The 21,260-nt window shown below is 54.7% G+C and carries 13 protein-coding genes; 5 read left to right on the forward strand and 8 right to left on the reverse strand.

What is annotated here, in order from left to right:
* Nucleotides 1–122: 122 nt before the first annotated feature.
* Nucleotides 123–3,950: a carbamoyl-phosphate synthase large subunit gene (gene carB, locus N5098_RS11725; protein WP_382231009.1), complete on the reverse strand. Its 3,828-nt coding sequence runs from the start codon at nucleotides 3,948–3,950 to the stop codon at nucleotides 123–125.
* A 180-nt stretch (nucleotides 3,951–4,130) separates the two neighbouring features.
* Here carB and N5098_RS11730 point away from each other — a divergent pair, with 180 nt between their 5' ends.
* Nucleotides 4,131–5,396, forward strand: a complete 1,266-nt coding sequence (locus N5098_RS11730) for a hypothetical protein (RefSeq protein WP_267638056.1) — start codon at nucleotides 4,131–4,133, stop codon at nucleotides 5,394–5,396.
* On the opposite strand, the gene N5098_RS11735 is transcribed toward N5098_RS11730, so the two are convergent.
* Complete coding sequence (locus tag N5098_RS11735) at nucleotides 5,368–6,825, reverse strand: PKD domain-containing protein (RefSeq protein WP_267638057.1); 1,458 nt, start codon at nucleotides 6,823–6,825, stop codon at nucleotides 5,368–5,370. The two genes, N5098_RS11730 and N5098_RS11735, sit on opposite strands and share 29 nt — an antisense overlap.
* Before the next feature lie 129 nt (nucleotides 6,826–6,954).
* On the opposite strand from N5098_RS11735, the gene N5098_RS11740 reads away from it, so the two are divergent.
* Nucleotides 6,955–8,598 carry a thiamine pyrophosphate-binding protein gene (locus N5098_RS11740; RefSeq protein ID WP_267638058.1) on the forward strand — a complete coding sequence of 548 codons (1,644 nt, stop codon included), beginning with the start codon at nucleotides 6,955–6,957 and terminating at the stop codon, nucleotides 8,596–8,598.
* Between the two features lie 2 nt (nucleotides 8,599–8,600).
* Here N5098_RS11740 and N5098_RS11745 read toward each other — a convergent pair whose 3' ends face one another.
* The 5 genes from N5098_RS11745 to N5098_RS11765 form a co-directional block, all read right to left on the reverse strand.
* A complete protein-coding gene (locus N5098_RS11745; protein ID WP_267638059.1) occupies nucleotides 8,601–9,533 on the reverse strand; it encodes a hypothetical protein in 933 nt (310 codons plus the stop codon).
* A gap of 33 nt (nucleotides 9,534–9,566) precedes the next feature.
* Nucleotides 9,567–10,913, reverse strand: coding sequence for a hypothetical protein (locus tag N5098_RS11750; RefSeq protein ID WP_267638060.1), 1,347 nt, complete (start codon nucleotides 10,911–10,913; stop codon nucleotides 9,567–9,569).
* 81 nt (nucleotides 10,914–10,994) lie between these two features.
* On the reverse strand, nucleotides 10,995–12,044 hold the full coding sequence (locus N5098_RS11755) for a hypothetical protein (RefSeq protein ID WP_267638061.1): 1,050 nt from the start codon (nucleotides 12,042–12,044) through the stop codon (nucleotides 10,995–10,997).
* A 100-nt stretch (nucleotides 12,045–12,144) separates the two neighbouring features.
* Entirely contained in the window at nucleotides 12,145–12,771 is a 627-nt protein-coding gene (locus N5098_RS11760) for an HD domain-containing protein (protein WP_267638062.1), read from the reverse strand.
* A 44-nt stretch (nucleotides 12,772–12,815) separates the two neighbouring features.
* Nucleotides 12,816–15,113 carry an ATP-dependent DNA helicase gene (locus N5098_RS11765; RefSeq protein WP_382231028.1) on the reverse strand — a complete coding sequence of 766 codons (2,298 nt, stop codon included), beginning with the start codon at nucleotides 15,111–15,113 and terminating at the stop codon, nucleotides 12,816–12,818.
* Nucleotides 15,114–15,205: 92 nt separating this feature from the next.
* Between N5098_RS11765 and N5098_RS11770 the strand changes: the two genes are divergently transcribed.
* Nucleotides 15,206–16,180 (forward strand): ABC transporter substrate-binding protein, encoded by a 975-nt coding sequence (locus N5098_RS11770; protein WP_267638064.1) that lies wholly within the window; start codon nucleotides 15,206–15,208, stop codon nucleotides 16,178–16,180.
* A 2-nt stretch (nucleotides 16,181–16,182) separates the two neighbouring features.
* Here N5098_RS11770 and N5098_RS11775 read toward each other — a convergent pair whose 3' ends face one another.
* Nucleotides 16,183–18,042 (reverse strand): ATP-binding protein, encoded by a 1,860-nt coding sequence (locus tag N5098_RS11775; protein WP_267638065.1) that lies wholly within the window; start codon nucleotides 18,040–18,042, stop codon nucleotides 16,183–16,185.
* 123 nt (nucleotides 18,043–18,165) lie between these two features.
* Here N5098_RS11775 and N5098_RS11780 point away from each other — a divergent pair, with 123 nt between their 5' ends.
* Nucleotides 18,166–20,001, forward strand: a complete 1,836-nt coding sequence (locus N5098_RS11780) for a glycoside hydrolase family 2 protein (protein WP_267638066.1) — start codon at nucleotides 18,166–18,168, stop codon at nucleotides 19,999–20,001.
* A 311-nt stretch (nucleotides 20,002–20,312) separates the two neighbouring features.
* On the forward strand, nucleotides 20,313–21,203 hold the full coding sequence (locus N5098_RS11785; protein ID WP_267638067.1) for a coiled-coil protein: 891 nt from the start codon (nucleotides 20,313–20,315) through the stop codon (nucleotides 21,201–21,203).
* The last annotated feature ends 57 nt before the right edge of the window (nucleotides 21,204–21,260 follow it).

Genomic DNA, 21,260 nt, shown 5'->3' on the forward strand with positions numbered 1-21,260 from the left:
AGGGTCCACGAGTTGGCAAACGTGGCCAGTATCGAGAGGAGACACTCTGTATGTTACACCTAAACACCCCAGTATAATAGTCATATGCCAAACTAGTCAGGGAGCAGGCGAAAAACGGACAGTTACCGGCTCCAGGGAAGACGGTCGCGCGTCGACTCTCTTCGACGTTCGATAACCGATTCGGCCCAGCTGATAGCTTCATCAAGTACCTCGGTCGGCTCTTCGTCGAACTCGAACTTGCGAATGTGAGACGAGTTTCCGTCTTCGTGGCCGCCAATCATATGCGTCGTCTGGCGCTCATTGTCGGCTGGAACGAGGTATGCCAGCACATTGTTGTGTGCCTTGGCAGTCTCGTACTCTGTGAGGCGACGTGAGGAGTCGTAGTCGACAAGGACCGAGAACTTCGAGAGCATCATGTAGATAGCGCGTTTTTCCTCAGCGGGCCGGCCTTCAACATCCGGGAGGCCAGTCGCCTGCCGCGTGTCGTACCCGTGATTGGTGAGGCGCGTCTCGACCTCATCAAGATGTCCACCCTCATCAGCGCTTGCCTCCATGAGTAACACGGAGTTATCAATCGTGTCGACGACGGTATCTAGCGCGTCACCGAACTCTGCGAGGTCACCGCCTTCGTCAGAGAGTGCATCCAAGTAGCCGGCATCGGCAACGCTTCGCAACGCCTCAATCTGCGTGCGGAGGTCTTCACGATTCTTTGGCTGGCCCCAGTACTCCTGAAGTTTGGGTCGCTCATCAATCGGTTCAACATCGATTGGCTCCTCAGAGTGCCGAATCGCCTCTAGCCCTGCCTGTGCACTCTCGATTGTCGAGAAGTACGGTGTGTCTTCCTCAACACAAATTTCGAGCACATCGCGGTCACGTGTCAAGACGAAGTCAATCTCACCAGAGCGAAGCGCGTTCTCGAGGTCGTCGTCATCCTCAAAGTCGCTAAAGTCGACAGCATCAAAGAACTCGGTGTAGCCAACGACCGGCAAATCTACGAGCGCAGTCCCTTCCTTGGGGATTGGCCGACCGCGTGACATCTGTGCTTTCTCGTAGGCCTTGCCAAACGTTTGTGCGGTGCCCATCACTTCCCCGGTCGATTTCATCTCCGGACCGAGCCGAGGGTCGCTGCCAGGGAGGCGGTCAAACGGCAACACGACATCTTTGACACTGACTTCGTCTGGAATCTGTTCTTCGTAATCGAGGTCGTCGAGCGACTCGCCGGCCATGACTTTTGCAGCGATTTTCGCAATTGGAACGCCGGTTGCCTTCGAAACGAATGGGACAGTCCGGGATGAACGTGGATTCGCTTCGAGGACGTACACCTCGCCGTCCCTGACCGCGAGTTGGACGTTCAACAGACCGACCGTATCGAGTGCCTCTGCAATATCTTCGACGACTTCGCGGACGCGACGATTGACATCTCGACCAAGCGAACGAGGTGGGATCATACAGGCCGAGTCGCCAGAGTGAACGCCAGCAGTCTCGACGTGTTCCATTACGCCACCGATGAGGACGTTCTCGCCGTCGGACACAGCGTCTACGTCAAGTTCGACTGCGTCGGAGAGGAACTCGTCAATAAGGATTGGCTTCTCGGGGGAGACACGAACGGCCTCCTCAATGTACGTTTCGAGGTCTTCATCATTGTAAACGACCTCCATTGCTCGGCCACCGAGCACATACGACGGACGGACCAACACGGGATACCCAATATCATGAGCGAGGTCAAGCGCTTCTTCTCTGCTGGTCGCAGTCGCGCCGTCGGCCTGAGCAATGCCAAGGTTACCCATCAGCTTGTTGAAGCGGTCCCGGTCCTCTGCAAGGTCCATTGCGTCGACTGATGTCCCGAGTATCTCGCAGTCGAGACCGCGGCGGTCGAGTTCCTGTTCTAGGGGGTGACCAATATCGACACTGGTCTGCCCGCCGAACTGAACCATTACGCCATCCGCATTCGTTGACTCGATAACATCTGCGACTTCCTCCGCGGTAATTGGCTCGAAGAAAAGCCCGTCAGAGGTGTCGTAGTCCGTCGAGACGGTTTCAGGGTTGTTGTTGACGACGTGAGCGTCGATACCCATCTCACGGAGCGCGCGGATAGCGTGTACTGAGCAGTAGTCGAACTCAACCCCTTGTCCAATTCTGATGGGGCCACCGCCGACAACCACAACGCTTTCGATGTCACGGTCAACCATGAGTTCATCCCGGCTAAGCTCCGAAACAGGGTCACGCGCCGAGTAGTAGTACGGTGTCGATGCAGCAAACTCACCGGCACAAGTGTCAACCAGTTTGAAATCGCGGTCAACAGTCTTCTCTTCGACGCTATCAACAGTGGCGACAGTCCCGCCGTCAGACCGCGGTTCTGATGAGTGTTGCTCACCGCCGTCAGGAGCAGGGTTCCCCTCGACAGTTCCTCGTTTGTCAAGCAGAGAATCCGGTAACCAAGATGCGTGTGTATCGTTGAATTCCCCACCAGCAAGGGCAGTTATTTCATGGTCAGTGAATCCAACGTTCGCCGCTGACTCAAAGTCGCCGTCGGCTGGAGCACCAGCGGCCTCTGCAATTCGTTTGTAACGCTCGACGTACCACTCTCTGATTTCGGTCAGTTCAACAACCTCGTCAACAGAGAAGTCCCGTTCGAACGCTTCAAACATTGCGTAAGGGCGATCTGGTGTCGGCGACGTGAGGAATTCCGTTTCTAGTTCCTCGTCCGAGACCTCACTCCAGTCCGCAGCAGGGTCGTACTCCGAAGAGCGCAGCGCCTTGAGCAGCGATTCCTCAAACGTCCGACCGATAGCCATCGCCTCACCGGTTGACTTCATCGCTGGCCCAAGTTCGAAGTCAACGTCAGGGAACTTGTCTTTGGGCCATCGAGGCACTTTTGTCACGATGTAGTCGATAGCCGGTTCGAAAGCAGCGGTCGTCTCGCCAGTAATCTCGTTTTTGATTTCGTGGAGGCGCTTGCCAAGTGCAACCTTGGCGGTCACACGGGCGATTGGGTACCCAGTTGCTTTCGAGGCAAGTGCTGAAGACCGGGAGACACGGGGGTTGACCTCGACAACGCGGTACTCACCACCTGGCGTACCGTCATCATGCCAAGCGAACTGGATGTTACAACCGCCTTGAATGCCGAGTTCACGGATGACTTTCAGGGCTGTATCGCGCATCTCTTGATGGCCTTCGTCTGGGATAACTTGAGATGGCGTGACGACAACTGATTCCCCAGTGTGAATACCCATGGGGTCGATATTCTCCATGTTGCAGATAATAATGCAGGAGTCGTCAGCGTCGCGCATCACTTCGTATTCGAGTTCAATCCAGCCATCGATAGATTCCGTAATCATCACGCGATTGTCCCGTGAGAGACTGAGTCCCTTGCGAACTGCATCCTTGAGTTCGTCCATATCGCCGATGACGCCCGAACCGGCACCGCCGAGCGTGTACGTTGTGCGCATGATAACCGGCAGTCCGCCCACAGCCTCGACGGCTTCTTCGACTTCAGCCATGGATTCGATTGTCACCGACGCTGGCACCGGCTCGTCGATAGCCTCCATTCGTTGGCGGAACTCGTCGCGGTCTTCGGTCGCGTAAATCGTATCCAACGGTGTGCCCATAACGTCAACATCGTACTCGTCGAGAACCCCTTCCTCGGCGAGTTCAGCGGTGACGTTCAACCCAGTCTGACCTCCCAGACCAGCGATGACACCATCAGGCTGTTCTTTCCGGATGATCTCGGTAATAGCCTCGGTGTTGATTGGCTCAATGTATACCTCGTCTGCCATATCCGGATCGGTCATAATCGTTGCCGGGTTGGAGTTGACCAACACGACGCGCGCGCCCTCCTCTTGGAGTGCCCGGCAGGCCTGTGCCCCTGAATAGTCGAACTCTGCCGCCTGTCCTATCTGTATCGGGCCACTCCCGATGAGCAGAATTGTCCGGTCTTCTCCCTCTGTCATTACCGGTGACAGTCCGTACATCGTAATAAGCCCGACGAAATTATACGAAACTCGAAGGTGTGTTTCGAATATCGTACACCTGATGACGAATTTCACAGCGCTGAAGAAATCGAGTACAACGACGAGCAACTGAGAGAAGGAAAACGTTTTTGTAGGATTTTGGTTATATTCTACGAATATATGAGGCGTTTCGGTTGTGTGCTGGCGGTCGTCGGAATTGTTGTACTGGCAGGTTGTGCAGGCCTGTCAGGAGTTACAGAACAAGAGACCCCTCACGAGTCTACGCCAGAAAGGAATGCTACCGAACAGCAGACGGTAGTAACACCGACGCAAGTATCCACGGTGACACCAGATCCAAAGCCTACATCGACACCCACACCCGAGTGGGAAAAAGATGCTGTCGCATCAAGTATCGAGAATCCGACCAAAGTAGCAATAAAGACTTACGCCCACAATCGGTCGGAGGCGTTGGTGAGAGCGACCGTCACTGTCTATGACGGGACCGGTACGCAGCAGCAGTCGTTCGCGCTCAACGGTAGCTCAAAACATACGATTAGCAATCTGGAGCCAGGGACGAATTATACCGCCCGAATCACAGAGATTGGGTGGCAGGATATGCCACCTGTGGAGTCTTCGTTTGATCCTGGACAGACCGACATGGTTGAGGTATTTACACTCCCAAACTTCCAGCAGACACAGAAATTCAAGTGGAAATGGAGACATATTCATCATGCATACGTAAATGACAAGACGCTCGAAATGAAGAACACCTCTAGATTAGTCGAAGAAAGAGAGCAGATTATCGGCGGAGGAACATACGACAACGGAGATTGGGTGAGTGAACTTAATTTATTGTGGGTTATAAAGAGTGAAAAGTTCACTCCGGTGAAGACTGCTTCCATCCAAAACGAGCTTCAACTTCGTAACTGGAACGGGAATTGGGAGAATGCCAAAAGATTTGCATTCAATCCAAAATACAAGCCAGCATTTGATCCAGTTCGAGGTAACCTAATTGGTATGGAAAGCATCTCGCTTAAATATGTAGACACGCAGAAATTGAACGATTCAACAGTTCCAGAACCGATTCAATTCCACTCAATTCCCAAACAAAATAAAGGAGAAAAGGTGCATATTTTTAATATTAGTATGAGGGGCTATTCTGAATGGGCGGATAGTGATTATGTATTTGGGCCCCGTAATCAGGCGCGCATCTATGTAGATGTCAAAACTGGACATGTCCTTCGATGGGAAGCACGAGAGCGCCTTGCAAACAAAGCTGGGTATTTTGATAAATATCAGGGGATGAATCCTAGTATCCACATCATTGACTTCTACGACCACGGAAACCAGAGTATCGGAATTGATGCTGAAGACTTCCCCTCGCCTAAAGAATGCAGAGCAGTACTAACGGATAAATTCAGTAAGCCCTGCCGGAAGATCGATTAACCGATACCTCAAGACTTCGTAATGAGTGTGGGCTTTTCTTATAGACGTGATCTTGAGACTTCAGAGCAGTATCTTCACTTATACCTGGAGTGGTGATTTTTTTTCGGTTGCGAGTGAAAGTTGGATTATTTATTTCAGCTTCTGCTTTCTTTTTTTGCCCCCTTTCTGCTCCGTACCAGCTAGGACCCACTGTTTTTCCCTTCGAATGTTCAAGCTCTACCTTGACTTGCCCGTTGTTAATTTGGTTAGGTCCTACAGGGATAGTCCCGTCATCCCGGACATCATACACTGTTCCATCCTCAGCAACAAACTCCACGTTATGTTCCTCTGGAGCAATAGCTATATTTTCGAGGTTTACATCACCGGGTGCCTCTAGAGCAATCTCGGTTTTCATCTGCTCCCCATCAACATAGACATTAGCGTCAAGTTCGCTGAACATGAATGCACAGTCTATTTTTTTCGAGCAAACTTGCGCTCCGGCGAGTGATTCAACCGATGCCTCTTGACTGTCGGAGTCGTTGGCCGTCCGAGCAACGAATTCGTGTGTTCCTACATCACCAGACGTGGTTTTCCACCGAAACTCAACGGTCTCCTCTGTCTCCGATGCTAGTGATACAACCGTACTGTTAACTGGAGTCCCATCGCGCATGAGCGAAACATTTTGTGTGGCGGCGCCGTCACCGACATTTTCGATATTGGTGGTTACGGTAAGGGAGTCACCTGCCGGAACGGGCGTATCAATGTTGGTGATATCGACCGTGAAGTGTGGCTTGGGTTTGGTAACGCGGACGGTCATTCCGTCGCTGGCCTGATACCCTAACTCGTCGGCTACCGTCGCGTTGACCGGGTACACACCAGGCTCAGTGAACGTGAGTGTCGTCTCTTCATGTATCGACCGCGACCCAGAGAATGATGCATCATCGTGGTGCGCGCCATCATGTCGCCACAACAGCGACGAGAGTGGTTCTTCGGTCGCCGTCGCTTCTGCGGTGTACGTCGCTGTCTCGCCGACGACCACCTCCGATGGACCGCTGACCGACAGTTCTGGAGGCTTGTAGGCCTCGACCTCAACGTGGAGTGTGTCAGAGTCTGTCTGGTTTGTATTGTCAGTTACTGAAACTGTTACCTCGTACGTACCGGTTGTGTTGGCTACAAATGAGGTTGTGATACATGTCGAGCACTTTGGCTGGAGTGTCTTACCAGCGGGCGTCTCAATACGCCACTTATACTCAGTGATACGTCCGTCGGGCGCAGTCGAACCGCCCGCATCTAAGTAGACTGTGCTCCCCTCTGTTGTTGTCTGGTCGAGACCAGCATCAGCGAGGGGCCTACTTTCGGCTACGCTACTGACAGCGCCGACCCCACCGGCGAGGATGGTTCCCAATCCAACTACAACAACAAGAATCCCAATTCCTGCTTTTGTCCACATCTTACCACCGAGTTGTCACGTCATAGCATATAAAACACAGGATATATTCATAAAATAATACCAAGACACAGGTTTCTCGGCGGTATCGAATGCGCGTTATTTATACTTGCTTCCAAAGAGACAGTATATATGAAGGTCGGTCGAGCGGTCATCGAGCAACTTGCGACGAATGGTATCGAAACACTGTTTGGAATCCCAGGGAAGCAAACCCTACCACTAAATGAGGCAATCGGTAATCGGGAGGATATTGATTTCATCGTCGCGCGCCACGAGACGGCAGTTTCCCATGCTGCATGGGGCTACGCAGAAACGAGTGGCAGGCCCGCTGCTACAGTCGTCATTCCCGGGCCTGGAGATATGAACGCAATGAACGGATTAAAAAACGCACTCAACGACTGTACACCACTCATCCATATCGCTGTCGAGACAAGCCCTGAAATCCGTGGCGGTGACGGCATCCACGAAACACCACCTGATACCTACGATAACGTCGTCAAAGAAAACATAGTCGTCGATAGCCCCGAAAGCACGCTTGTCAATCTACAGGAAGCTATCGACACCGCGATGACAGCCCCAAAGGGTCCGGTCCGCGTCGGCATTCCGAAAAACTTCCTTAAACAAGACCGGAAACTCTCTCAGCCAGCAACGTACTCCAGAGAGCATATTACAGATGTGCCGATGGAGGATATCACTGATGGGGCAGAGGTCTTGGCGACGAGTGATGAGCCAGTAATCCTTGCCGGCGGTGGTGTCCGAGCGTCCGGGGCAAGCGACCAAGTGCTGACTATCGCCGAAACATTAAATGCGCCCATCGTAACGACCTACAAGGGTAAGGGTGCAGTCCCTGATGCTGACGACCGAGTTGCCGGTGCGCTCTCCGGTAGTGCCAGTCCAGAGTTGCTTGACTGTCTCGCCAACGCTGACACGCTCCTCGCTGTCGGAACGGACTTCGACGCCGTTGGCACGCGCGCGTGGTCGATCGATATGCCCGCTGATATCATCCATGTGACCCTCTCGCCTGACGACCTCGGGACAGGTTACGACCCAACGGTTGGAATTATCGCTGACGCTGCTGACACGCTCGAAGCGCTCGAAGAGCAGCTTTCAGGCCGGGACATCCCTGACGCAAGCGGTGTCGAGCGAGCACAAGCTGTGCGTACAGGAACTGAAGAACGTATCGAGCCACTGCTTGATGACGAGCCACCATTGACCTCTGTTCGAGCACTCCGGGCCATTCGTGACGAGTTACCTGACGAGACAGTGGTCGCCGCTGACGCCGGCGGGTTCCGTGTATGGGGCCTCAACGTCTTCGAGGCAGCAGGTCCCCGTTCGTACGTTAACCCCGGCTCGTGGGCAACGATGGGGACCGGTCTTCCCTCAGGTCTCGGCGCGCAACTCGCCAATCCTGACGACGATGTGGTTGTCCTGACTGGTGATGGTGGGCTGATGATGTGCCTTCATGAACTACATACTGCTGCCGCCGAAAAAATTCCCGTGACGATTGTCGTGTTCAATAACAGCGATTACGCCATTATCAGCGAGGAGGCGGGTCGGTCATTCGATCTCCCTAAAGAAGCCTACAGCTGGGCCGACGCACCACTTGATTTTGCGACGATTGCTGACGGTATGGGACTGGAAACGATCCAAGCGAGTCGGCCAGCCGAGATATCGGACGCGCTTGCAGACGCGCTTGCTACCGATGCCCCAACGCTCATCGAAGTTCCGACAGACCCAACGGAGCCACAAGCAGGTACCTGGATGTCCCAGGAGTAAGCTCACAACGGAAGACGCGAGCGAACCCACCCAATGATACCGTCGCTATCTGCCGTTTCAGATTTTTCGGGTTCGCTATCTACTTCGATCCAATTGAATTCAGCTGGTGAGTCAATTTCCTCACGGACGTCTTCAAGAATGTAGTCCGACCGGTTTGCAGGGAGTGCAGGCTTTTCGTCATCGCTTTGCTGTGGACTCGTTTCCTCCGCCGACGCGAACGGAACATGCTCGTTAGTTGCGGTTGTCTCTGCCGTTTCATCAGCGTCATTCTCGGATTCTGTCGAGAGTGTTTCCCACTGCACAGTTTCGTCTGTGTCAGTACTGTCGTCGGTCGGAGCTTCTGTAGACGACGTTCGTTCCGTGTCGGCTCCGGTTGTTGAGTGAGACTGGTCGGCAGTTTGTTCACTGTGTTGTGTTTCTTGAATTGATCTGCCAACGGCAGATGCCTCTTGTGTCTCCGGCGGTGCGTTGGCTGTATTCTCGGTCGTCATCACCGATGTCGTCTCGTCGTCAGTCGACGCTCTCTCAGTGCCGTCATTGGTCCGTTCGATATCTGGGTCGATACTAGTGACTGTTTCGACAGTATTTCCATCTTGCTTTGCCACGATAGTTGCGTAGCTAATAAAGTCGACAAGAGATGAGATATCCACACGCTTGATTCCGTATACTGTTTCAATTTGCTCCCTTCCGCCGATTTCGGTACTAAAATGAAGGCGTGAGTCCTCAAACACCCAACCATCAGCCAAGTAATTCGAGGTGAAACTGAGGTGGGTTGTTGTGAGCGCGTCAGGGACAGTTTGCTGGTAATCGACGGTAATCGCTTCCTCCCGGAGGTTTTTCATGATAAGCTTGACCGCGACATAGGACTCCCGACGGTAGAGTGTTATTTGACAGGCAAGCGTGTCCCCGCCGTTTGGTCGTGTCTGTTCTGTCATCGCTCAGTTGTACTGTCACTCGTAACGCGGTCCTCAGTCATCCGTGAACATTTTCAACGCACCTGTTACTTTTTCCCGCCAGCTCTGTAGCGTGCTGACCTCGGCTTCTAGGTCGTCGACAGTCTCTTCCATTGCGGTCACGTCCTCACTCACGTCGTCGACTTCTTGTTCGACGGAACCCAGACGCGGTTCGACCGTTTCCTGCCACTCTGTGTTCGTTTCGACATCGTCACTGAGCGTCCCAACCTCTGATTCGACGCGGTCAAGTCGGTCTTGGAACTCCCCGAATACTTCCGCAGGTGCCCCGTGTTGTTCGAGCACAGCCTCCATCGAGGCGCTGAACGCTTCGATATCGCTCATCCGAGACTGGAGGTTTGCAATCCGCGCATCATGGGCACCGCTACCGCCACTGGTTGCAGGGTCGACAGTGCCGAGCTGGCGGCGCTGTTGCTCCGAGAGCTCGCCCTCGTCGAGACGTGTGCGTAGCTCCGCAACCAGTTCGTCTGTCGAAACCGACGATACATCAGTCTCGTCTTGCTCGTGTGCAGTCATCTCTGCATTGTCTGAGTCTTGTGTTGTCATATTATCATCCTCATATGACGATGCCGTCATTTCAGTGGTTGTATCACGCTCATCCCCAGACGACTGGGGTTCGACTGTCTCATCAACCAAGCTTTCGTCAAGTGTCGATGTCAGGTCTGTTGTATCGTCGTCAGTCGGTTCAGACTCCTCGTGGTTGCCAGACCCAGTCTCAGTTTCGGAGTCAGAGTCAACAGAATCACTAACGTCCTCAGCATCAATGAGTGGGTCAGCTGTCTCATTTGACAGTTCATCTTCCGGGTCAACGAGAATATCATCCGGGTTAGTACCAATCTCTGCCGTTTCCGCCTCTTTGTTTTCTTGATCGTGTGTCGACTCAAATCCGCTCGCAGACAGTGCATCAGACGTATCTGATGGCTCGCTAGCATCACTCACCTGTTCTTCTGGCGGCGAGTCGTCGGTTTCGGCGTTGGTTGGCAGGGAGTCAACCGGCGTGACGGCAGTGATTTCACAACCTTCGAGAGTTTGTGTCGCAGTGGCTTCATCGCCATTCTGTATCAAATAGAGCGTCGTGAGCGTCGTATCGGGGTCGATTTCAGCTTCGAAGGTCAGATAATCTTCACCGATGGTCCAGGACTCAGCTTCGAAGTCGGGATGGAATCCAATACGGTCAGCGTCAACATTCGGGAGTCGGAGTTGGACACTTGTCCGCTCGGGCCGCATCGAGACAAGCTTTAGAACTACCGCAGGTGACTCAAATTCATCTTCGGTGTAGAGCTGGTACACAGTGATTCCGTCGGCTGATACGGTCGCGTCCCGATCATACGAACGCTCTCCCATACCGTATACTGTCACTCTACTGGGTCAAAATGGTGGCGGTGTACTGCTGATATCGTCATCTCTCGGCTCCGTAAGCGTCGGTTATGCGTGCGAGACCTGTTCGATTTGAATCCTGTGTCCGCCTTCACGTTTCGAGACACCAAGGGTCCAACCACAGTTAGCAACCTGTTGTTGGATCGTCTCCAACTCAGCACGTTGTTGGGACGTAACCAGCGCATCCTTCGTTTGGCTTGTTGGTTCGTTACCGAGGAGAGAGGCCGTACAGTCAAGGTAGATTCCGTTTTCGGTGGTTCCAACCCGAACGACCTGTCGTCTCGCTGTCTCCCGCTGTGGAGTGTATCCTCCGTCGTTTTCCAGGGTAATGTCGCTTTCAGGGTTTCTGTCCTGTGCACGGAGTGCAATTGCCTTGCTTGTAAACACTTGGTTTGTACGCTGACCGGTTTCAGTGTGGCTGCCAACGACTGCTTGGATGAGATTCTGGAGTGTTGACTCAAGTTGTTCCCCGTCGGTTCGGAGTCGTCGCGAGTCGATAATCTCCAACACAACCGACTGCGTTTCAACTGCTTCCCACGAAGATTCGACAACGCTAGCGAGCGATGTCGCCGACGAGTCCGTAGATTGGACCTCAGTCTGTCGCTGTGTCCCGCCTTCCATACTGCTATCTGAATGCTGAGTCGTACCCACTGAGGCAGTCTGTGATTGGCTTTTTGTTTTGTGTGACGAGGTGGTCGTATCTGTCTCCTGTGAGGCAGACCGTGACGTTGGTGTTGACGACGGTGTCGTTTCAGCTGCAGTATCACCAGTTGACTCAGTTGTCTCCGCAGACGACGAATCCTCAGTAGCGGTCGAAATTTCTTGTTTGACCGTCTCTAACTGGTTCTGTGTCTGCTCGAACTGACGGCGATACGACGTTGTCTTTTTTTGTTGCTGTTCGACCTGTTGTTCAAGCGCTTTCTGCTGGGTTTGTAACCGAGTGATATGCCGATAGAGGACAACCACGACACCCACTGTGACCAGCCCAAAAGTTCCGATACCAGCTCCAGCCAGTGGCGTCAGTAATATTCCAGACGCTACAGCCACGACGAAAGCAACATTTAGCCCGCCAACAGCTATCAGTGTCTCGCGGTTCATTGTAAGCTCTTACAGCATTATTGATACCCTACCACATCAAATACCTAGTCTTTTTGTCATACGTGCGTCAGACACCTCTTATCTTAGTAGCACGACAGAGTCAGCAATCGCCAGCAATTTCATCGTCGAATCTATCCAGAAACGACTCCACGAATGCACTTCGGTCGTCGGCAAGTTCCCGGCCAATATCGGTGTACATCCGGCTGGGGAGGTCAAGGATTTTCTTATAGAAGTGATTGTACTGGTCAGCACCCGCTGTGGTTTCGTCGGCAGATACTGGCACTGTTGGGTCGTATATTGTCTCACCACGCTCACCCCCGTAGCTGAAACAGCGGGCGACACCGATAGCACCGAGCGCGTCAAGATTATCAGCGTCACAGAGAATTTTAGCCTCCAGTGTCTCGGGTTCCAGCGCGTTTGAGTAGCGGTGCACCCGAATCGCGTGACAGACCGCATCGATATGTTCATCATCGACAGGACGGTTTGTGAGGAGGTCCCGCGCTTCCTGAGCGCCCCACATGGCGTGGTCGTCAATATCTCCGCGGTCCTCACGCGCTCTGCCAATGTCGTGCAACAAAACCGCATGGCGGACGACTGATTCGTCGGCCTCGTAGTGGTCGAGAAGAGTTTCAGCAAGGTTTTCGACGCGCTGGACGTGGTGCCAGTCGTGTGCTGGGTTCATTTCTGCGGTAAAATACGACCGAGCAACGGTGCGAATATCGTCCATGGCTGTGCGGATTTCCCCCCGCTCAATAACGGTTGCGGTGCCGATCAGGGTCGTGGGGGCTCGCCGTCGTAGGCGTTCATGTCGCCATAGAAGTTCAATAATCCGAACTTGAGTTTCGAGGGGTCGACATCAATCATCTCTTTGCGCTCCTCTGTGGGGAACGTTCCGCGGACAGCATACTCTGGCATTTCAATTTCGGCCCGCTCGGTGTACCGTGCGTCAAGTAGGATTCTCGCACCAAAATCGTCTGGGGAACGGACAACCCGCCCAAGTGCCTGTCGCGTTTTGCGGACGGTAGGAATCTCGACAGCGTACCGCCAACCGGCATCGTCGCCAGAATTGGTTGGATCGTCGTTCCCGAACTCTGTCTTGTAGGCCTGCTGGACCGCATCCATCCGGTTGTCCAAGTGGGGGTACGGGACACCGACAACCACGACAGTCCGTGCGTCATCCCCGTCATAGCTCACGCCTTCACCGAGTGTGCCCCATAGTGAGGTGAACAGGAGGCCGTCGTCGTCGCTAGCGAACTGCTCTCGAAGGTCGTTGGCCGCCGTCCCAGGCTCGTCGAGATAGGTCGTACCAGTTGTAATGCGGTCATGATACCGCTCAGCTTCGCCGTAGCTCGGAAAGAACGCAAGCGTGTTTCCAGGTGTCATCCGGGCTGTGTCTTCGAGGACAGTTGTAACGGTCTCCTGTACATCTCGGTCGCCACGGTTACTGGAAAACAGTGCGGGACCGTCGACCGCATAGGTCCGTCGACGGTCGTCGGGGAACTGTGCCCCGTAGGCCATCGTTTTCGGTTCTTCTAGTCCCAGTACGTCTTCGGTCACGTCGAACGGCCGCAAGGTTGCACTCATCAGGACGCCTGCATGGAGGTCATCGAACAGCGATTGTGTCACCTGCTCGGGGATGCAAGTGTACAGTTCTACGCGCCCGTAGATATCACCTTGCGTGTCGTTGATTCGCTCATCAATATCACCAGACTCACCGCGTTGTTCGCGGCGGACACTCGCGACCGGATACATACCACTGTCATCGCTCTCATCGAGCCACGATTTGAGGAAGGTAGCGGCCTGGAGCGTCTGGCACTCCTTGCGGACGCTCGTTTCACCGTTCTTGTAGGCCTCGTTGTACTGGCTGTCGAGTTCGCGGCCGAGTTCAACCGCCTCTTCGAGTTCCTGCTCGTAGCCCGGCCCGGAGTACGACTGGAGGAACGCAAGCGTCAGGTCGTCACGTCGGCCCTCGTTCGCGATGGAGAGGTCCGTCCAGTGTTCATCGACCTGCTCGGGACCCGGAATATCGGTGTCGTAGGACCCTTTGTTCAGATGGTCATCGTAGGTTTCTCGAAGCGCTCGCAGGAACGTCGAGATAATGTTGTATGCGCTATCGGAGCGCCGGTCATCAGTACCGTCTCCAGGGCCATCCCCGCTTGACGTTTCCGAGACGCGATGGGTCTCGCCATCTAGCTCGTCGAGCGCGCTCTCGATGGTGTTCTCGGTGACTGTCCGCCGGGCGTGGTCGCGGGCAGCATCTTCGACGTTGTGGGCCTCGTCGAAGATAGCGATAACATCCTCAGGGTCCCGACCCAGCCACCGGAAGAACTGCTCGCGTATCATCGGGTCAAGCAGATGGTGGTAGTTACAGACCACGAGGTCGACCCCTTCAACGCCCTCCTTGAGGAGTTCGTACCCACAGAAGCCCCGTTCGTGAGCGAACTCATAGATTTCGTCGGGCGTGCGCACGTCATCGTATAGCCATGCGAAGAAGTCGGTCGTGTCACCGGTCAAGTTCCGGTAGTAGTGGTCGCAGGTGGCACGATCCTCGAACTCCGCGAGGTCAGACTCGGCGGCGTCGAGTTCGTCCATGAGGGCCGAGCGGGCTTCGGTCGCTTCACTATCACCCTGCTGGCTCCGCTCGAGGAGGTCACGTTGTTTGCCTTCGAGTTCGGCAACCTCCTGTTCGGTGTCAACCAGTTCGCGCGTGGTGTCGCGCAGGGCCTGGCACTCCTCGTAGCCCACGTCGATGTGACACATCGAGTTTTTCCCCCGGAAGACGACCGCCCGCACGTCCTCGGTATCGGCGATGGCGCTGGCTTCACGGCGAAACTGGCGCATCTGCTGGTGGACGTTCGTGGTGATGACGACCGTTTTGTCGGTTTCGCGGGCGTATTCGAGCGCCGGCGTCAGTGACGCCAGCGTCTTTCCCGTCCCTGTTGCCCCCTCAAAGAGCATATCTGTCCCGTCTTCGAGCGCGTCGTACACCTGGGCCATGGCCTCACGCTGGTGGTCGTAGGGAGCATCGTACGGGAAGTACCGTAGGTACGACGGATCTGGCACGGGCAGTGCTACGGTGTTCTGGGATATAAACGACAGCCTCGAAGTGGCTGTATCCCTTTCATCCGAACCATTATTTTGATGTAGACAAAATATGTGATATGGTGGCATGCCACACGAGACGGCAAACACTCCAAGCGGGGGTTTCTCTTGCCGGAGCCATTGCAGGAGGTGGCTGTCTCTCTGGCAGGTCGTCATCCACAGACGATGTTCTCACGCTGCGGGTTGGTTCGAAAACTTTCATAGAAAGTGATTTTCTGGGCCACCTCTGTATCGAACTTTTAAAAGAGAGAGACGACGCTAGCATCATCAACCGTCTTAGTTACTCGTCGCCGACACTCGGGGTTTGGAAAGGACTGACATCTGGGGAGATCGATGTTTACTGGGAGTACTCTGGGACACTCTGGCACGAAATCCCACCTAACCGCGACACGCAGTACTACGAACTAGACGAGATGTACCGGCACGCGAAAACGCTCACAGAAGACAAGTACGATGTCGAGGTGTTGTCGATGGCCCCGTTCAACAACTCTTATAGCCTCATCACAACCGAGGCGTGGGCGGACAGAACTGGTGTCCGCTCGGTCAGCGATTTTGCCGCCTACCTGAACGCGGGCAACACCGATACCGTCGCCGGCGTCAGCCCGGGAACGTACGAACGCGAGGATGCTTGGCCGGGAATGTTATCTCACTACGATATCCGCCGGGAAACCATCGAGGAGTGGGACGAAAAGCGCCAGAACGTGCTGTTGCTCCCAACCGGGGAAATCTATTCGCGACTCGTCCGTGGGAGTGTCAACGTTGCGCTTCGGTTTACCTCCGACCCCCAAATCGAGCACTACGATCTGGTCGTCCTCGATGACGACGGCAACTACTGGTCGGTATACAGCCCTGCGCCGGTCGTTCCGGCGTGGCTGTCTGCCGATTATCCCGAGATTCATGCGCTTCTCGACCAGCTCGGTCCTGCGATCGGTGGCGTCGACACCATCCGCCGGCTGACATCCGAGTTGCTATTCGACGACCGGGACGCGAGTGAGGTTGCTCGTGAGTTTCTCGCACAAGCCGGCCTGTTGTAGTTTTATCTGACTGTCATCGAAGACGGGCGCGTGTCTCGGCCCTCGGCGGTCGTGTCTGGCCGGTGCAGTGTGATACAGACAACTGAACCGTGAGGGACCCGCTTGTTGATTGTCATGTGTCCACCGGATTCACCGACGACCCACCGGACCATCCACAGGCCGACTCCACTGGAATGTTGGAGTTGGTCGGCATTCTTCTCACCCATGATGAGAGCCCGTTCTCTCTCGGGGATTCCCGGTCCGTTGTCTTCGACGTATACCTCGACTTTCTCGTTTTCTACTTCGACGCGAACGACGATTCTCGGGTTCTCTGTGTCGTTGTGTCGAATAGCGTTGTCGACTAACTCATCGACTGCTTCGACGAATATCGGCAGCGCCACGGCCTCGGCCGACTGTAATCCCTTGAAGGTAATCTCTGCGGATGGATGCTCTGTGGCGACGCGGCGACAGAGCGACACGATATCCGTCCCGACATCGGTCGGCTGTGGTGTCATGTTCTGTGCAAGCGCTACCGTAATCAGTCGTTGTTTGTTGACTTTCTCGATGATGTCATCGATTGTCCGTTCCAGCGTCTGTATCTCTTTTTTCACGTCGTCCGAGCAGAGTTCACCGGCGCGTTCGGCGTTCAGCTTTGCGACGGTGAGCCTGTTATAGATGTTATGACGGAGTAGCCGGTCGACTAGCTGGAGGTGTTCGTTCGTCTGCTCGACTTTCCTGCGTGCGGCTTTCGCCTCTTCTATCTGACTGACCAACTCAATCCGCATCCCGTCAATCGATTTGTACAGTGTGCCGAGTTCGTCCGACCGGTCGCTCTCTAATTCGACATCGTAGTCACCTGCTTCGATGGTCGCTGCCTTCGCCGAAAGCGTCCGAACCGACTGGACCGTTCCCCGCCCGATAGTCAACCCGAACACCAACAGTCCGAGAAGCGCACCGCCAAGCAAGATGAGCAGTCCCCATTCGACGGTCGTTTGAATCTGGTATGCGTCTTCGGCAGGCACGTGTTTGATGACGGTCCAGTCGGTTCCCTCGACCGGCGCATATCCGACGACAAACCGCTGGTCTAGTTCCGCGTTCTTTTGATGCTCTTCGAGAAAGCCACGCTCACCTGTGACTCCTCGCCGGACGGCTGTCGACCTGCTGGGCGCTGAGACATATGGCCCGAGATCAGGTTTCTCGTTCGAGGCAAATATGACTATTCCGCTAGAGTCGACAACCGTCGTAAAAGAATTTTTGAAGGCCTGTGTCGCCTCTTTGCGTTCATCTACCGGTGTCAGCAAAACCAGGAGTCGCCCCGGAACTTCGTTGACTGGGCTGATAAACGCCATCACGTCTCGGCCAGTGGCGTCGGTGTATGGGGCGGAAATGAATACGTCGTCGAGAGTGTTGAACTGGAGACGCGGATGCCATGGCTGCTCGGGGAGTTGCGCTGTTGAGTTTTCACTGCTTGCTAACACCGTTCTGTTTCTGAAATCTACGTAATGAATCTCGTAAGATGGGTCCTGTAGCCGCTCGTCGCGAACCGATTCGAGATAGGTATCGAGTTCAGTGGCGTTGTCTCTGGCAAAGATACCGTTGGCACTTGCCAACCGGGTTGCCCGTTCATTACCGTCAATCCACCGGGTGTGCTCCCTGGCTTCGAGCGTTGCGAGGTTCACAACCGTCTCTTCAACATTCGCGTCAAGTGTCTCCGATGTCTGGACGAAGATACCGGTCCCGAGTACCGCAACGAGGCTAAGAATCAACACAAGTGCGAGCGCAACCTTCAACAGATACGAGCTACGAACGGCTGCCGGCAGCCGTCGCAACCGCCTTATTCCACGCAATTGCTCCCCTTGCTCTGCTCCGCCCGCGTTACTCACGTTCTCTCTTTCCACTGTCCCCCGCTACCGGAAAGTAATTAGTCAAACAACTTATTGTTTTGTGTTACCGTGTAACATAAATTACCCGTAAACGCTATCACGACGGCGGACGGCGGGCGACATATGGTTGAGGAGTGGCAGGCGTCGGCAATTGGAGGCGGGTCGTCGGAAGAATATCCCGTCACAGTCCCGGGTAAGCCCGAAGTGCTGACCGGCCACGACGCTGTCAAATATACAACGCGCTTTCCGGATCCCCGCGGACCCGACGACGACGTGGCAGTCCTCGAGTTGCGCGGTCTCTATGCACACGCCGAGATAGAGGTGACAGGGGTACGAGTCGACGGCGAAGGAGCCGTCGAACACGACACCTACTTCAAGCCGTGCCGAATTGCGTTTGCACCCCACGAAGACAATGAGCTGGCTGTGACCTGTCGACAGCCGGCAGACCGGTTCGGCGGTATTTACGATACTGAGAGTGTCCCTGAACGCGAACGTGTTCCGGGAATCTGGTGGGGAGCAGAGCTTACGGGACGACCGCTCCCATATATCGAGGAGATGCGTGTCCGGCCCGAAATTACCGAAGCGGGAGTACACCTTCACGTTCAGACAACGGTTGTCAGCGACGAGCCTCTCTCGGAACGAGTGACGTACTCACTCAAGCCCGAAGGAAGGTCTCGCCAGTCCGGGATGATGGAACGTGCACGTGTGGAGACGGACGCCCCGGGGCGGAACCAAGTCGAACACACCATCGAAGTTCGTGACCCCGATCGCTGGTGGCCTCGAGAGTTGGGTGAACAGAATCGCTACACACTGCGAGCAACGCTCGGTGACTCCGAATACTCGGTTACCACTGGTATCTGTGAGATCAGTCGCGACGGCCAAACGTTACGTGTTAACGGCGAGCCAGTTTCGATACGTGGCGTCAATCTTGTTGGCGGTACCGAAGACGATATCGAACGTGCTCGAAGTCTCAACGCGACTGTTATTAGGGCGCATGCGGCTGTCCTTCCGGAGGTGTGTTACGAACGGTGTGACAAGGAGGGTCTATTGGTCTGGCAGGATTTACCGTTGACCGGTTCCGGAACGTTCGACACCGGGCGCGCGAAGAAACTCGCTCGGCAACTCGCACGACAGCGTGCTCACAACCCGAGTATGGCTGTCTATACCGTCCACGATGACCCAGCCGACCCGTTCGGAGATGGACTCGGCACAGGGTTGTTTGACCGGCTTCGACTGCGCTGGCGTGCTTGGCGGTCCAGTTACGACCACACAGCCGCCAATGCGGTTGCCGATGCGTTTCCGGCGAATCGACCCGTGGTCCCTGTCGTGGGAGCACCCGGCATCGGCGCAGATGCTGGCTCGTACTATCCCGGGTGGACCTACGGCAAGGGTTCGGATATCGAGAGTGTGCTCAGCCGGTACCCGACAGACATCGTCGCCGAGTTTGGAGCCGGCTCGGTGGTCGAAGGGAGCCAAAAAGCCCAATCGATTGCAGGATTCGACGCTGCGAAGCAGCCCAACGACGCGAAGACACCGGCAGACTCACAGACATATCAGGCTGAACTTCTCCAGACAGTTACCGAACAGCTCCGGATAACAGACGTTGGCGCACTTGCGTTTGCGCTCCGGGACACCGACGATGGAGGAATGGGAGTCTACGGTATTGACGGGACAGCGAAACCCGCTGTTGAGACGTTATCAAACGCCTTTCAGCCGATACAGTCGTTCTTAGCCGATCCAAGTCCCGGCGAGAGCGAGGTCGTAATCATCAACGACCTACCAACATCGTTCGACGTGACACTTTCGTGGACCGCTGGTGATGAAAGCGGCGAGTTTTCACAGACTGTTGGTGAGGCCAGTCGGTGGCGTGGTGGGCCAGTGCCGACTCCGCAAGGAGAGACGGTCAAGCTTGTACTGTCAGTTGGAGACCACCATATCGAAAATCAGTACGATTTGTAGCCCCGCTGTGTCACATTGTTTCTCTACATGATTTTCTCCCACACAGACAAACAGTTGCAACTACGGGCAGGTTGTGAGGGCTAAAACAGTAGTTGGTAAACATATGCGAACAACCGTCACACGGGGTGTCGACCGGAATATTTAAACGCTATCCGAAAGAAGTAGCAGTTACCAGAACGTCCCAGCGTTCGGGAAGTACAGTTCGACGACCGACATGACAGGCAACAATTGTTATCGGCGTCAGCAACTCAGTAGCTGTATTGCCGCCCACGGGACGGATATGGCATCGACCCATAATCAGAGGGACAATCATGTCAAAGGTACTCGAAGAAGCAAACAACATCGAAGTAACAGAAGAACAACTCGAAAACAACTCCAAAGGCGAACTTATCAAGCTTGCAGGGAAGCTCCGAGACCGACGAAACGAGCTAAACCAGCTGGCTTCAGAAAAAGCCTCTGCCCGTGACGACCTCAACGCGAAGACGCGAGAAAAGGTCGACAAGGCCCAAGAGCATCGTGAGAAGCGCGATGAGCTCAACGAGCAAGTCCAAGAGCACAAAGAGGAACGCAACGAGCTCAACGCCGAAGCCAATGATCTCTTCGAGCAGGTCGAACAGCGCAAAGACGACCTCAAAATCGATGAGGGCAAGCAGATAGAGGAACTCGAAGAGGAGATTGAGGACCTCGAATTTAAGCAACAGACAGAGGTACTCGACTCCGAGGACGAGCGCGAACTCATCGAGAAAATTGAGGAAAAGCGTGAAGAACTGCAGGAAAAACGCGAGAAGCTCAACCAGAGCGGTGACCTCGAAGAAATTGAAGAGGAAGCCGAAGAAGTGCGCGCCGAAGCCTCAGAGCACCACCAGAAGGTGACTGAGCTTGCCGACGAGGCCCAGGAACATCACAACCAGATGATAGAGGCCTACCGCGAAGCCGATGACATTCGTGACGAAGCCGACGAAAAACACGAGGAATTCGTCGAAGTGCAGGAAGCCGCCGACCAGCACCACGAGGACTTCGTTCGTGTCCAGAAACGCCTGCGCGAACTCGACAAGCAGGAAGAAGAAGAAGAGCGGGCAGAGCGCGAGGAAAAGGAAGAAGCAGCGCGCGAAGAAGCCGAGGAGATCTATCAGAAGTTCAAAGAAGGCGAAACCCTCGACACCGAGGACCTGATGAAGCTCCAGAAAACGGGACTTCTGTAACGCGATTGTCCCTCGCAAACGGTGGGGTGTGCCATTCCGTGTCGACAGCAATTCTGT

The sequence above is a fragment of the Halovenus rubra genome (assembly GCF_026586665.1).
Taxonomy (GTDB): domain Archaea; phylum Halobacteriota; class Halobacteria; order Halobacteriales; family Haloarculaceae; genus Halovenus; species Halovenus rubra.